This is a genomic window from Pseudomonas sp. AM14(2022) (assembly GCF_036346455.1).
Lineage (GTDB): Bacteria > Pseudomonadota > Gammaproteobacteria > Pseudomonadales > Pseudomonadaceae > Aquipseudomonas > Aquipseudomonas putida_A.
Map to the genome: position 1 here is coordinate 89,811 of NZ_JAOTNY010000003.1, position 14,398 is coordinate 104,208.

10 protein-coding genes are annotated in these 14,398 nt (G+C 60.9%); 9 read left to right on the top strand and 1 reads right to left on the bottom strand.

The features are described from left to right. Nucleotides 1–205: 205 nt before the first annotated feature. The 8 genes from lptF to pdxJ all read left to right on the top strand — a co-directional run bounded on the left by lptF (nucleotide 206) and on the right by pdxJ (nucleotide 8,625). The gene (gene lptF / locus V3W27_RS07180) at nucleotides 206–1,327 is read left to right on the top strand and encodes an LPS export ABC transporter permease LptF (protein WP_330206298.1); all 1,122 of its coding nucleotides are present in this window, start codon (nucleotides 206–208) and stop codon (nucleotides 1,325–1,327) included. Beyond that, complete coding sequence (gene lptG, locus V3W27_RS07185) at nucleotides 1,320–2,381, top strand: LPS export ABC transporter permease LptG (protein ID WP_007965162.1); 1,062 nt, start codon at nucleotides 1,320–1,322, stop codon at nucleotides 2,379–2,381. Before lptF ends, lptG begins: the two co-directional genes overlap by 8 nt. A 172-nt stretch (nucleotides 2,382–2,553) precedes the next feature. Then, nucleotides 2,554–4,350, top strand: coding sequence for a translation elongation factor 4 (lepA, locus tag V3W27_RS07190; RefSeq protein WP_003221926.1), 1,797 nt, complete (start codon nucleotides 2,554–2,556; stop codon nucleotides 4,348–4,350). Nucleotides 4,351–4,359: 9 nt separating this feature from the next. Continuing rightward, complete coding sequence (gene lepB / locus V3W27_RS07195; RefSeq protein WP_025112167.1) at nucleotides 4,360–5,214, top strand: signal peptidase I; 855 nt, start codon at nucleotides 4,360–4,362, stop codon at nucleotides 5,212–5,214. A gap of 183 nt (nucleotides 5,215–5,397) precedes the next feature. After that, complete coding sequence (gene rnc / locus V3W27_RS07200; RefSeq protein ID WP_024011703.1) at nucleotides 5,398–6,087, top strand: ribonuclease III; 690 nt, start codon at nucleotides 5,398–5,400, stop codon at nucleotides 6,085–6,087. Continuing rightward, nucleotides 6,080–6,982 (top strand): GTPase Era, encoded by a 903-nt coding sequence (era, locus tag V3W27_RS07205; protein ID WP_003221935.1) that lies wholly within the window; start codon nucleotides 6,080–6,082, stop codon nucleotides 6,980–6,982. Before rnc ends, era begins: the two co-directional genes overlap by 8 nt. 170 nt (nucleotides 6,983–7,152) lie before the next feature. Continuing rightward, on the top strand, nucleotides 7,153–7,842 hold the full coding sequence (gene recO / locus V3W27_RS07210) for a DNA repair protein RecO (protein ID WP_330206299.1): 690 nt from the start codon (nucleotides 7,153–7,155) through the stop codon (nucleotides 7,840–7,842). Nucleotides 7,843–7,881: 39 nt separating this feature from the next. Then, nucleotides 7,882–8,625 (top strand): pyridoxine 5'-phosphate synthase, encoded by a 744-nt coding sequence (pdxJ, locus tag V3W27_RS07215; RefSeq protein WP_122595029.1) that lies wholly within the window; start codon nucleotides 7,882–7,884, stop codon nucleotides 8,623–8,625. Between the two features lie 127 nt (nucleotides 8,626–8,752). Here the strand turns inward: pdxJ and mltF are convergent, their stop codons facing one another. Continuing rightward, the gene (mltF, locus tag V3W27_RS07220; protein ID WP_097086355.1) at nucleotides 8,753–10,213 is read right to left on the bottom strand and encodes a membrane-bound lytic murein transglycosylase MltF; all 1,461 of its coding nucleotides are present in this window, start codon (nucleotides 10,211–10,213) and stop codon (nucleotides 8,753–8,755) included. A gap of 285 nt (nucleotides 10,214–10,498) precedes the next feature. On the opposite strand from mltF, the gene purL reads away from it, so the two are divergent. After that, nucleotides 10,499–14,395 carry a phosphoribosylformylglycinamidine synthase gene (gene purL / locus V3W27_RS07225; RefSeq protein WP_330206300.1) on the top strand — a complete coding sequence of 1,299 codons (3,897 nt, stop codon included), beginning with the start codon at nucleotides 10,499–10,501 and terminating at the stop codon, nucleotides 14,393–14,395. The last annotated feature ends 3 nt before the right edge of the window (nucleotides 14,396–14,398 follow it).

Genomic DNA, 14,398 nt, shown 5'->3' on the forward strand with positions numbered 1-14,398 from the left:
GGCAGTTTGAACCTCGCTCACCGCGCCTGACAACCCTCGGTTGTGCGATCTTCAACGGAATCTACGCTTGGGTGAGTGTGCGCAGTGACAGGCGCCCTCAATCACAGGATAATGCCGCATCTTTTTTCGACGGCTCTGCCTTGCGGGTCGCTCGAAACGTTTGCTTGTTTGGCCGCCTTAGCCTGACAACCCTGGAGTGTCTGGTTTGATCGTCTTCCGTTATCTGTCCCGTGAAGTGATGTTGACCCTGAGCGCCGTCAGCGCCGTGCTGCTGGTCATCATCATGAGCGGTCGCTTCATCAAATACCTTGCCCAGGCCGCTGCGGGCCAACTCGATCCGGGATCGCTGTTCCTGATCATGGGTTACCGTCTGCCGGGTTTCATGCAACTGATCCTGCCGTTGGGTCTGTTTCTCGGGATCCTGCTGGCTTACGGCCGGTTGTACCTCGAAAGCGAAATGACCGTGCTCTCGGCCACCGGCATGAGTCAGCAGCGTCTGCTGCGCATGACCCTGTTCCCGGCGACGCTGGTGGCACTGGTGGTGGCGTGGCTGAGCCTGAGTCTGGCCCCGCAGGGCGCCAACCAGTTCCAGCTGCTGCTGAACAAACAGGACGCCTTGACCGAATTCGATACCCTCGAACCTGGCCGTTTCCAGGCGTTGCGTGACGGCACTCGGGTGACCTACACCGAAAGCCTGACCGACGATCGCGTCAACCTCGGTGGCGTGTTTATCTCGCAGAAAAACCTCGGCTCCGATCAGAAGGACCGCGGGATTTCCGTGCTGGTGGCCGAGAAGGGCCGTCAGGAGATCCACTCTGACGGCAACCGCTACCTGATCCTGCACAACGGCTATCGCTATGACGGCAGCCCGGGTCAGGCCGATTACCGCGCGATCAAATACGACACCTACGGCGTATTGCTGCCAAAACCCGATGCCAGTGACGAAGTCACCGACCGTGACGCGATCCCGACTTCGACCCTGCTGGGCGCCAACGACGAGCGTTCCAAGGCCGAACTGCAATGGCGGATTTCCCTGCCGTTGCTGGTGTTCATCGTGACCCTGATGGCGGTGCCGCTGTCGCGGGTCAATCCGCGTCAGGGCCGTTTCCTGAAGCTGCTGCCGGCGATTCTTCTTTATATGGCTTACCTGACCATCCTGATTGCCGCCCGCGGCGCCCTCGAAAAAGGCAAGATTCCAGCGGCGCTGGGACTGTGGTGGGTGCACGGGATCTTCCTGGTCATCGGTCTCGGCCTGCTGTACTGGGAGCCGTTGCGCCTGAAGCTGGCCAGCCGTCGCAGCGCTGCGCTGGAGGTGGCCCGTGGTTAAACTCGACCGCTACATCGGCAGCAGCGTATTCGTGGCGATCATCGCCGTGCTGGCGATCATTCTGGGTCTGGCGACCCTGTTTGCCTTCATCGACGAGATGAGCGATGTCAGCGATACCTACACGCTGACCGACGTGCTGAGCTTCGTCCTGCTCACCGCGCCGCGTCGCCTGTATGAAATGCTGCCGATGGCCGCGCTGATCGGCTGTCTGATCGGCCTTGGCAGTCTGGCCAGCAGCAGCGAGCTGACGGTCATGCGTGCCGCGGGTGTGTCCATCGGGCGCATCGTCTGGGCCGTCATGAAGCCAATGCTGGTGCTGATGCTGGCCGGCGTGCTGATCGGCGAATACGTGGCCCCGGCCACTGAAAGCATGGCCCAGGCCAATCGCTCGCTGGCGCAAGGCAGCGGCGACGCGCAGAGCGCCAAGCACGGCATGTGGCACCGTCAGGGTGAGGAATTCATCCATATCAACGCCGTGCAACCCGACGGCCTGTTGTATGGGGTGACCCGCTATCACTTCGACAAAGAGCGCCACCTGCTCAGCTCCAGCTTCGCCAAGCGTGCGGAGTTCGACGGCAAGCGCTGGCTGCTCAGCGACGTGACCACCACGGTGTTCCACGAGCGCAGCACCGAAGTGGTGAATGCGCCGAGCGAGGAGTGGGACGTGTCGCTGAGCCCGCAACTGCTCAACACGGTGGTGATGGCGCCTGAGTCGCTGTCGATTTCCGGTCTGTGGGGCTACATCCACTATCTGGCGGATCAGGGCCTGAGCAATGGCCGCTACTGGCTGGCATTTTGGGTCAAGGTGTTGCAGCCGCTGGTCACCGCCGCGCTGGTGCTGATGGCGATCTCCTTCATCTTCGGCCCGTTGCGCTCGGTCACCCTCGGTCAGCGAGTGTTCACCGGTGTGCTGGTGGGCTTCACCTTCCGCATCGTCCAGGATCTGCTCGGCCCGTCAAGCCTGGTGTTCGGCTTCTCGCCGCTGTTCGCGGTGCTGGTGCCGGCCACGGTCTGTGCGCTGGCGGGTGTGTGGTTGCTGCGACGGGCCGGTTGATGGCCGCGTTGTTGCCAACGCTTTAACCGCGAAAACGCCTCGGTCGACAGATCGGGGCGTTTTCGTATGCAATCGGGGTGACAGGCGAACGTGACGCTTGCGCCGTGTATCAGGTACAATTCCCGGCTATTTTTCGGCGGGCCAAGCCTGCAGCCTTTTTGAGTGTTGATCCGTGAGTGATTTGAGTCATATCCGCAATTTCTCCATCATCGCCCACATTGACCATGGCAAGTCGACGCTGGCTGACCGTTTCATCCAGATGTGCGGTGGCCTGGCCGAGCGTGAAATGGAAGCCCAGGTACTGGATTCCATGGATCTGGAGCGCGAACGCGGGATCACCATCAAGGCCCACAGCGTTACCCTCTATTACAAAGCCAAAGATGGCGTCACCTACCAGCTGAACTTCATTGACACCCCGGGTCACGTCGACTTCACCTACGAAGTCAGCCGTTCCCTGGCCGCGTGTGAAGGCGCGTTGCTGGTGGTCGATGCCGGTCAGGGTGTTGAAGCCCAGTCCGTGGCCAACTGCTACACCGCCATCGAGCAAGGCCTCGAGGTCATGCCGGTGCTGAACAAGATCGACCTGCCACAGGCCGAGCCGGACCGCGTCAAGGACGAGATCGAGAAGATCATCGGCATCGACGCCACCGACGCCGTCACCTGCAGCGCCAAGACCGGCCTGGGTGTCGACGAAGTGCTCGAGCGTCTGGTCGCGACCATTCCTGCGCCGACCGGCAACATCGAAGATCCGCTGCAAGCGCTGATCATCGACTCCTGGTTCGACAACTACCTGGGCGTTGTCTCCCTGGTGCGCGTGCGTCATGGCCGCGTGAAGAAGGGTGACAAGATCCTGGTGAAATCCACCGGCAAGATCCACCTGGTCGACAGCGTTGGTGTATTCAACCCGAAGCACACCGCTACCGCTGACCTCAAGGCTGGCGAAGTGGGCTTCATCATCGCCAGCATCAAGGACATTCACGGTGCACCGGTCGGTGACACCCTGACCCTGAGCTCGACCCCGGATGTCCCGGTTCTGCCCGGTTTCAAACGCATCCAGCCACAGGTTTACGCCGGTCTGTTCCCGGTCAGCTCCGACGACTTCGAGGACTTCCGCGAAGCGCTGCAGAAACTGACCCTGAACGACTCGTCGCTGCAGTACACCCCGGAAAGCTCCGACGCACTGGGCTTCGGCTTCCGTTGCGGGTTCCTCGGCATGCTGCACATGGAGATCATCCAGGAGCGCCTCGAGCGCGAATACGACCTGGACCTGATCACCACCGCGCCAACGGTAATTTTCGAGCTGGTACTGAAAACCGGTGAAACGATTTACGTCGACAACCCATCCAAGCTTCCGGATGTGTCGGCCATCGAAGACATGCGCGAGCCAATCGTGCGGGCCAACATCCTGGTTCCGCAGGAGCACTTGGGTAACGTCATCACCCTGTGCATCGAGAAACGCGGCGTACAGGTCGACATGCTGTTCCTCGGCAATCAGGTCCAGGTGACCTACGACCTGCCGATGAACGAAGTGGTCCTGGATTTCTTCGACCGCCTCAAATCCACCAGCCGCGGCTATGCTTCGCTGGATTACCATTTCGATCGTTACCAATCGGCTAATCTGGTGAAACTGGACGTGCTGATCAACGGTGACAAGGTCGACGCCCTGGCGTTGATCGTGCACCGTGACAATTCGCACTTCAAAGGTCGCCAGTTGACCGAGAAGATGAAAGAACTGATTCCTCGTCAGATGTTCGACGTGGCGATCCAGGCGGCCATTGGCGGTCAGATCGTTGCCCGGACAACCGTCAAGGCACTCAGAAAGAACGTATTGGCCAAATGCTACGGCGGTGACGTAAGCCGTAAGAAAAAGCTGCTTGAAAAGCAAAAGGCCGGTAAGAAACGCATGAAGCAGGTCGGCAACGTGGAAATTCCACAAGAAGCCTTCCTTGCCGTGCTCAGGTTGGAATAGTCAGGTCCTATGTCACTAAATTTCCCGCTGTTGCTGGTCATCGCCGTGTTCGTCTGCGGCCTGTTGGCGTTGCTCGATCTGCTGTTCCTGGCGCCGCGTCGGCGTGCTGCCATTGCCTCTTACCAAGGCAGTGTCAGCCAGCCCGAGCCCGTGGTGGTCGAGAAGCTGAACAAAGAGCCGTTGCTGGTCGAATACGGCAAGTCGTTCTTTCCGGTGCTGTTCATCGTGCTGGTGCTGCGTTCGTTCCTGGTGGAACCGTTCCAGATCCCGTCCGGCTCGATGAAACCGACTCTGGACGTGGGCGACTTCATTCTGGTGAACAAGTTTTCTTACGGGATCCGCCTGCCGGTGATCGACAAGAAAATCATCGAAGTCGGTGATCCACAGCGTGGCGATGTGATGGTGTTCCGCTACCCGAGCGACCCGAACGTCAACTACATCAAGCGTGTAGTCGGTCTGCCGGGCGACACGGTGCGTTACACCGCCGACAAGCGTCTGTTGGTCAATGGCGAGTCGATTGCCGAGCAACTGGTCGGCTCCGAGCCAGGCACGCTGGGCAGCGCCGAGCTCTACAAGGAAAAACTCGGCGCCGCCGAGCACCTGATCCGCAAGGAAATGAGCCGCTACCGCGCCACGCCGGACCATACCTGGACCGTGCCGGCCGGGCACTACTTCATGATGGGCGACAACCGCGACAACTCCAACGACAGTCGCTACTGGGATGACCCGAACATTCCCAAGGACCTGCTGGGCATGGTTCCCGACCAGAATATCGTCGGCAAAGCCTTCGCTGTCTGGATGAGCTGGCCGGAACCGAAACTCAGCCACCTGCCGAATTTCTCGCGGGTTGGCCTGATCAAGTAATCAATCACGGCGCTGTTGACCACAGCGCCGAATGCATTTCTGGAGTCGACACAAATCGGCACCAGGGCATGAAGCCACGATATTCAGGACGTCATTTTTGAACACAGCGTTAATTGTCCCAGGCCTGCGCCGTACCCCGGCGATGGCAGTGGAATCCAGCCACGAACTCAGCGTGGGTAAACCGTGAGCGTTTCTCTAAGCCGTCTCGAGCGCCAGCTCGGTTACACCTTCAAGGATCAGGAGCTGATGCTGCTGGCCCTCACGCACCGCAGCTTTGCCGGGCGTAACAACGAACGCCTGGAATTCCTCGGCGATGCCATCCTCAACTTCGTTGCCGGCGAGGCGCTGTTCGATCGCTTCCCGCTGGCCCGCGAAGGCCAGTTGTCGCGTTTGCGCGCACGTTTGGTGAAGGGTGAGACACTGGCCGTGCTGGCCCGTGGTTTCGACTTGGGCGACTACCTGCGTCTGGGCTCGGGCGAACTGAAAAGCGGTGGCTTCCGTCGCGAATCGATTCTGGCCGATGCCCTGGAAGCGTTGATCGGCGCGATCTACCTCGATGCCGGCATGGACGTCGCTCGCGAGCGCGTACTGGCCTGGCTGGCCGGTGAGTTCGAAGGCCTGACGCTGGTCGACACCAACAAGGATCCCAAGACCCGTCTGCAGGAACACCTGCAATCGCGCGGTTGCGAACTGCCACGCTACGAAGTGGTGGACATCCAGGGTGAGCCGCACTGCCGTACCTTCTTCGTCGAGTGCGAAGTGGTCTTATTGAATGAAAAAAGCCGAGGTCAGGGTGTGAGCCGTCGTATTGCCGAACAGGTAGCGGCCGCCGCAGCACTGATTGCCCTGGGCGTGGAGAATGGCAATGACTGATACAAACGCAACTCGCTGTGGCTACGTTGCCATCGTCGGCCGTCCCAACGTCGGCAAGTCGACGTTGCTCAATCACATCCTCGGCCAGAAGCTCGCGATCACCTCGCGCAAGCCGCAGACCACCCGTCACAACATGCTCGGGATCAAGACCGAGGGTGACGTGCAGGCGATCTACGTCGACACCCCCGGCATGCACAAGGGTGGCGAAAAGGCCCTGAACCGCTACATGAACAAAACCGCTTCGGCGGCGTTGAAAGATGTCGACGTGGTGATCTTCGTGGTTGATCGCACCAAGTGGACCGAAGAGGACCAGATGGTGCTGGAGCGCGTGCAGTACGTGACCGGGCCGCTGATCGTCGCACTGAACAAGACCGACCGCATCGAAGACAAGGCCGAGCTGATGCCGCACCTGTCGTGGTTGCAGGAACAGCTGCCGAACGCACAGATCATCCCGATTTCCGCGCAACACGGGCACAACCTCGACGCGCTGGAAAAGGTCATCGCCGATCACCTGCCGGAGAACGATCACTTCTTCCCGGAAGACCAGATCACCGACCGCAGCAGCCGTTTCCTCGCCGCTGAACTGGTGCGCGAGAAAATCATGCGTCAGATGGGCGCCGAGCTGCCGTACCAGATCACCGTCGAGATCGAAGAGTTCAAGCAGCAGGGCAAGACCCTGCACATCCACGCGCTGATCCTCGTCGAGCGTGACGGCCAGAAGAAAATCATCATTGGCGACAAGGGCGAGCGCATCAAGCGCATCGGCACCGAGGCGCGCAAGGACATGGAGCTGCTGTTCGACTCCAAGATCATGCTCAACCTGTGGGTCAAGGTGAAGGGCGGCTGGTCCGACGACGAGCGTGCACTGCGTTCGCTGGGTTACGGCGACCTGTAAATAGCGGTTTTCCGAAACACCGGAGAACCCCCTGTGGGAGCGGGCTTGCTCGCGAATGCGGTGTAGCATTCAGCATTGATGTTGACTGTTACACCGCATTCGCGAGCAAGCCCGCTCCCACATTTGGTTTTGGGTTGTTTACAAAGCTGCGTTTCTTCATCGAGAACTCCATGTCGCAAACCCCACCTCCCGCCCAGCTCGCCTACGTCCTGCATTCGCGCGCCTACCGCGAAACCAGCGCGCTGGTCGACTTCCTTACGCCGCAAGGGCGGCTGCGGGCGGTGTTGCGCAGTGCGCGGGGCAAGGCCGGGACACTGGCGCGACCGTTTGTGCCACTGGAAGTCGAGTTTCGTGGCAAGGGTGAATTGAAGAACGTCGGGCGCATGGAAAGTGCCGGCAACGCGACCTGGATGGTCGGTGAGGCGCTGTTCAGTGGCCTCTATCTCAATGAGCTGCTGATCCGCCTGCTGCCTGCCGAAGACCCGCACCCGGCGGTGTTCGACCATTACGCTGCAACACTGCTGGCCCTGGCCGAGGGTCGCCCGTTGGAGCCGCTACTGCGTTCTTTCGAATGGCGCCTGTTGGACGATCTCGGTTACGGCTTCTCCCTGAACACCGATATCCACAGCGAACCGGTCGCGCCGGACGGTCTGTATCGTCTGCAAGTGGATGCCGGACTTGAACGGGTGTTTCTGTTGCAGCCGGGCCTGTTCAACGGCACCGAACTGCTGGCCATGGCCGACGCCGACTGGACCGCTCCCGGCGCACTGTCGGCGGCCAAGCGCCTGATGCGTCAGGCACTGGCCGTGCACTTGGGCGGTCGTCCCCTCGTCAGCCGCGAGCTATTTCGCAAGCCCTGATATGCTGTGCGCCGAATCTTTCCCTTCAGGAGCGCATCCGTGACCACCAGCAATCGCATTCTTCTTGGCGTGAACATCGACCACGTCGCCACCCTGCGTCAGGCCCGTGGCACACGCTACCCGGATCCGGTCAAGGCAGCGCTGGACGCGGAAGAGGCGGGCGCCGATGGCATCACCGTGCACTTGCGTGAAGACCGCCGGCACATTCAGGAGCGCGACGTGCTGCTGCTCAAGGATGTGCTGCAGACCCGCATGAATTTCGAAATGGGCGTCACCGAAGAAATGATGGCGTTCGCCGAGCGCATCCGTCCGGCGCACATTTGCCTGGTCCCGGAAACCCGTCAGGAACTGACCACTGAAGGCGGTCTGGATGTAGCGGGGCAGGAAGAACGCATCAGGGCAGCGGTCGAGCGCCTGTCGAAGATCGGCAGCGAGGTGTCGCTGTTCATCGATGCTGACGAGCGCCAGATCGCTGCTTCGAAGCGCGTTGGTGCGCCGGCCATCGAACTGCACACCGGGCGTTACGCTGATGCCGAAACCCCGACCGAAGTTGCTGAAGAGTTGAAGCGTGTGGCGGACGGTGTGGCGTTTGGTCTGGCGCAGGGCCTGATCGTCAACGCCGGGCATGGCCTGCATTATCACAACGTCGAAGCCGTGGCGGCGATCAAAGGCATCAACGAATTGAACATCGGCCATGCGCTGGTGGCGCATGCGTTGTTCGTCGGGTTCAAGTCTGCAGTGTCCGAGATGAAGGCGCTGATCTTGGCTGCCGCCAAGCCCTAAGCAACACCCCAGAACCCAATGTGGGAGCGGGCTTGCTCGCGAATGCGGTGTATCAGTCAAAGAACATGTCGACTGACACACCGCATTCGCGAGCAAGCCCGCTCCCACATTGGATTTATGCTGTTGGTTAGAGCGGGGCAGGCTCCTGAGCCGGTTTTGACTTGTCGATACCGGGCACATGCAGATTGCCCTCGGCCACCTGATCGCCTTCAAGCTGCGGTTGGGTCACCCAGGTCAGGATGTCGTAGTAGCGACGGATGTTCGCCACGAAATGCACCGGCTCGCCGCCCCGGGCGTAGCCGTAGCGGGTCTTGCTGTACCACTGCTTCTGCGACAGGCGCGGCAGCATCTTCTTCACGTCCAGCCACTTGTCCGGGTTCAGGCCTTCGCGGGACGCCAGTTTGCGTGCGTCATCGAGGTGACCGCTGCCGACGTTGTACGCCGCCAGGGCAAACCAGGTGCGGTCCGGCTCCTGAATCGATTCGTCGAGCTGATCCTTCATGTAGGCCAGGTACTTGGCGCCGCCCATGATGCTTTGCTTGGGATCTAGACGGTTCGACACGCCCATCGCCTGAGCGGTGTTCTGGGTCAGCATCATCAAACCGCGCACGCCGGTTTTCGAAGTGACTGCCGGTTGCCACAGCGATTCCTGATAACCGATGGCCGCCAGCAGGCGCCAGTCGACTTTCTCTTTCTTGGCGTAGGTTTTGAAGTGCTGTTCGTATTTGGGCAGGCGCTGCTGCAAGTGCTGGGCGAAGGTGGTGGCGCCCATGTAGCCGAGGACATCGACATGGCCGTAATAGCGGTCTTTCAGGCGCTGCAGGGTGCCGTTTTTCTGCACCTTGTCGAGGTAGGCGTTGATCTCGTTGAGCAGGCTGTTGTCTTCGCCAGCGGCAACGGCCCAGCTCTGGCTGCGCGCATCGCCGAGGTCGAAGGCCACGCGGATGTTGGTGAAGTACACCTGGTTCATCGCCACTTCGTTGGAGTCGACCAGCGTCAGGTCGATCTGGCCTTCATCGACCATGCGCAACAGGTCGACCACTTCAACGGCGTCGGATTCTTCGTATTCGATGCCTGGAAATTTCTTTTTCAGCTCCGCCAGTTGTTCGGCGTGGGTGCTGCCCTTGAGCACCATGATCTTCTTGCCGACCAGATCACCTGGATCGGTAGGGCGCGACTGGCCGTTGCGGTAGATGATCTGCGGGGTGACTTCGAGGTAGGAGTGGGAAAACCGCACCTGCTTCTTGCGATCCTCGCTGCTGACCAGACCTGCCGCCGCCAGCACCGGGCCGTTCGGCTTGCCGATCTGGTTGAACAGGTCGTCGAGGTTGTCGGCGGTCTCGATCTTCAGTTCAACCCCCAAATCGTCGGCGAAGCGCTTCACCAGCTCGTATTCGAAGCCGGTTTCACCGCTGCGATCCTGAAAGTAGGTGGCGGGGCTGTTACGGGTAATCACCCGCAGCACACCATCCTCCTTTACGCGCTCGAGTGTGTTGGGTTTATCAACACAGCCACCGAGCATCAGGAAGAGTCCGGTTGCGATCAGCCATTTGGCGTACCGCGGACGCAAAGCCGTTGGGAAAAACATCTGCGCAGTATACGCAAACGGCTGCGGGCGCCATATCTCGACAGTGAGCGGCTTGTCTGCTAGAGATCACAAAACCGCACGAAACCCCGCAGGAATAGGGCTGAACGGCATTTTGTGACAGAAAAAATAAGCGCTGCTCGCACACCCTTGAAATTTGACTTCAAAGGCAGAAACACAGATTGATATCCGAGTGCAACCGTGCGTAGCGTTTCGGGTGATGTTGAGGGCGGTTTAGGCTAGAATGCACGGCCTCAAAGCACACCCCTTCCCGAGGCTGTCCCGAAGATGTTGATCCTGCGCGGCGCTCCTGCCCTTTCTGCCTTTCGCCACAGCAAACTCCTTGAGCAACTGAGCCAGAAGGTTCCAGCTGTCAGTGGCCTGTATGCTGAATTCGCTCACTTCGCCGAAGTCACCGGCGTCCTGACCGGCGACGAACAGCAGGTGCTTGCGCGCCTTCTGAAGTACGGCCCAAGCGTTCCGGTACAAGAGCCGACCGGCCGTCTGTTTCTGGTGTTGCCGCGTTTCGGCACCATCTCGCCATGGTCGAGCAAGGCCAGCGACATCGCCCGCAACTGCGGCCTGAGCAAGATCCAGCGCCTGGAGCGCGGCATCGCGTTCTACGTCGCTGGCCAGTTCAGCGATACCGAAGCCCAGCAAATCGCCGACGTGCTGCATGACCGCATGACCCAGATCGTTCTGGGCAATCTGGAACAGGCCGCCGGTCTGTTCAGCCACGCCGAGCCGAAGCCGCTGACCGCGATCGACATCCTCGGTGGCGGCCGCGCCGCGCTGGAAAAGGCCAACACCGAGCTGGGCCTGGCCCTGGCCGAAGACGAGATCGATTACCTGGTCAACGCCTTCAACGGTCTCAAGCGCAACCCGCACGACATCGAACTGATGATGTTCGCCCAGGCCAACTCCGAGCACTGCCGCCACAAGATCTTCAACGCCAGTTGGGATATTGACGGCGAGAGCCAGGAAAAGAGCCTGTTCGGCATGATCAAGAACACCTATCAGATGCACAACGAAGGCGTGCTGTCCGCTTATAAGGACAACGCCTCGGTGATCGTCGGCAACGTCGCCGGCCGCTTCTTCCCGGATCCGGAAACCCGCCAGTACGGCGCGGTGCAGGAGCCGGTGCACATCCTGATGAAGGTCGAAACCCACAACCACCCGACCGCGATCGCCCCGTTCCCGGGCGCGTCCACCGGTTCCGGTGGCGAGATCCGCGACGAAGGTGCAACCGGTCGTGGCGCCAAGCCAAAGGCCGGCCTGACCGGTTTCACCGTATCGAACCTGCAGATCCCGGGCTTCGAACAGCCGTGGGAAGTGCCGTACGGCAAGCCTGAGCGCATCGTTACCGCGCTGGACATCATGATCGAAGGCCCGCTGGGCGGCGCCGCATTCAACAACGAATTCGGTCGTCCGGCCCTGACCGGCTACTTCCGTACCTTCGAACAATCGATTAGCACCCCGCACGGTGACGAAGTTCGCGGTTACCACAAGCCGATCATGCTCGCGGGCGGCATGGGCAACATCCGCGAAGAACACGTCAAGAAAGGCGAGATTCTCGTCGGCTCCAAGCTGATCGTGCTCGGCGGCCCGGCCATGCTGATCGGTCTGGGCGGCGGTGCCGCTTCTTCCATGGCCACCGGCACCAGCTCGGCGGATCTGGACTTCGCTTCCGTTCAGCGTGAAAACCCTGAAATGGAGCGTCGCTGCCAGGAAGTCATCGACCGTTGCTGGCAACTGGGCGACAAGAACCCGATCAGCTTCATCCACGACGTGGGTGCGGGCGGTCTGTCCAACGCCTTCCCGGAACTGGTCAACGACGGCGACCGTGGTGGCCGTTTCGAACTGCGCAACATTCCAAATGACGAGCCGGGCATGGCCCCGCACGAAATCTGGTCCAACGAATCCCAGGAACGTTACGTTCTGGCGGTCGGCCCGGCCGACTTCGAGCGCTTCAAGGCGATCTGCGAACGTGAGCGTTGCCCGTTCGCCGTGGTCGGCGAAGCCACTGCCGAGCCGCAGCTTACTGTCACGGATAGCCACTTCGGCAACAACCCGGTGGACATGCCACTGGAAGTGTTGCTGGGCAAGGCCCCGCGCATGCACCGTTCGGTGGTTCGCGAAGCCGAGCTGGGCGACGATTTCGATCCGTCGAACCTCGACATCAGCGAATCCATCGAACGCGTCCTGCATCACCCGGCCGTGGCGAGCAAAAGCTTCCTGATCACCATTGGCGACCGTACCATCACCGGCCTCGTGGCCCGTGACCAGATGGTCGGCCCATGGCAGGTTCCGGTGGCCGACGTCGCAGTTACCGCCACCAGCTTCGACGTCTACACCGGTGAAGCGATGGCCATGGGCGAGCGCACTCCGCTGGCGCTGCTGGACGCTCCAGCGTCGGGCCGCATGGCCATCGGCGAAACCCTGACCAACATTGCCGCTTCGCGCATCAACAAGATTTCCGACATCAAACTGTCGGCGAACTGGATGTCCGCCGCCGGCCACCCGGGCGAAGACGCGCGTCTGTACGACACCGTGAAAGCGGTCGGCATGGAACTGTGCCCTGAGCTGGGCATCACCATTCCGGTGGGCAAGGACTCGATGTCCATGGCCACCCGCTGGAACGACAACGGTGAAGAAAAAACCGTGACCTCGCCGATGTCACTGATCGTGACCGGTTTCGCCCCAGTGGCTGACATCCGTCAGACCCTGACCCCGGAACTGCGCATGGACAAGGGCACCACCGACCTGATCCTGATCGACCTCGGTCGCGGTCAGAACCGTATGGGTGCTTCGATCCTTGCTCAGGTTCATGGCAAGCTCGGCAAGCAGGCGCCGGACGTCGACGACGCCGAAGACCTGAAAGCCTTCTTCGCGGTGATCCAGGGCCTCAATGCCGACGGTCACCTGCTGGCTTACCACGACCGTTCCGACGGTGGTCTGCTGACCTCCGTGGTGGAAATGGCCTTTGCCGGCCACTGCGGTCTGAGCCTGAACCTGGACAGCGTTGCCGAAAACTCGGCAGAAATCGCCGCGATCCTGTTCAACGAAGAGCTGGGTGCCGTTATCCAGGTTCGTCAGGACGCCACCCCGGACATCCTCGCGCAATTCAGCGCGGCCGGCCTGGGTGACTGCGTGTCGGTGATCGGTCAGCCGATCAACAACGGCCAGATCAACATCACCTTCAACGGTGACACCGTGTTCGAAGGCCAGCGCCGTCTGCTGCAACGTCAGTGGGCCGAGACCAGCTATCAGATCCAGCGTCTGCGCGACAACGCCGACTGCGCCGAGCAAGAGTTCGACGCGCTGCTGGAAGAAGACAACCCGGGCCTGAGCGTCAAGCTGAGCTACGACGTCAACCAGGACATCGCCGCGCCTTACATCAAGAAAGGCATCCGCCCACAGGTTGCCGTGCTGCGTGAGCAGGGCGTCAACGGTCAGGTGGAAATGGCCGCCGCGTTCGACCGTGCCGGTTTCAACGCGATCGACGTGCACATGAGCGACATTCTCGCTGGCCGCGTCGACCTGAACGAGTTCAAAGGCCTGGTGGCCTGCGGTGGTTTCTCCTACGGCGACGTACTCGGCGCCGGTGAAGGCTGGGCCAAGTCGGCGCTGTTCAACAGCCGTGCCCGCGATGCGTTCCAGGGCTTCTTCGAGCGTAACGACAGCTTCACCCTCGGCGTGTGCAACGGTTGCCAGATGATGTCCAACCTGCACGAGCTGATCCCGGGCAGCGAGTTCTGGCCGCACTTTGTGCGCAACCGCTCCGAGCAGTTCGAAGCGCGCGTGGCGATGGTGCAGATCCAGGAATCGAACTCGATCTTCCTGCAGGGCATGGCCGGTTCGCGTATGCCGATCGCCATCGCTCACGGTGAAGGCCATGCCGAGTTCTCCAGCGAAGAAGCCTTGCTGGAAGCCGATCTGTCGGGTTGCGTGGCGATGCGTTTTGTCGACAACCACGGCAAGGTCACCGAAGCCTACCCGGCCAACCCGAACGGTTCGCCGCGCGGGATCACCGGTCTCACCAGCCGCGACGGTCGCGTGACGATCATGATGCCGCACCCGGAGCGGGTGTTCCGCGCGGTGCAGAACTCGTGGCGTTCGGAAGACTGGACCGAGGATGCTCCTTGGATGCGCATGTTCCGTAATGCTCGCGTCTGGGTGAACTAAGCG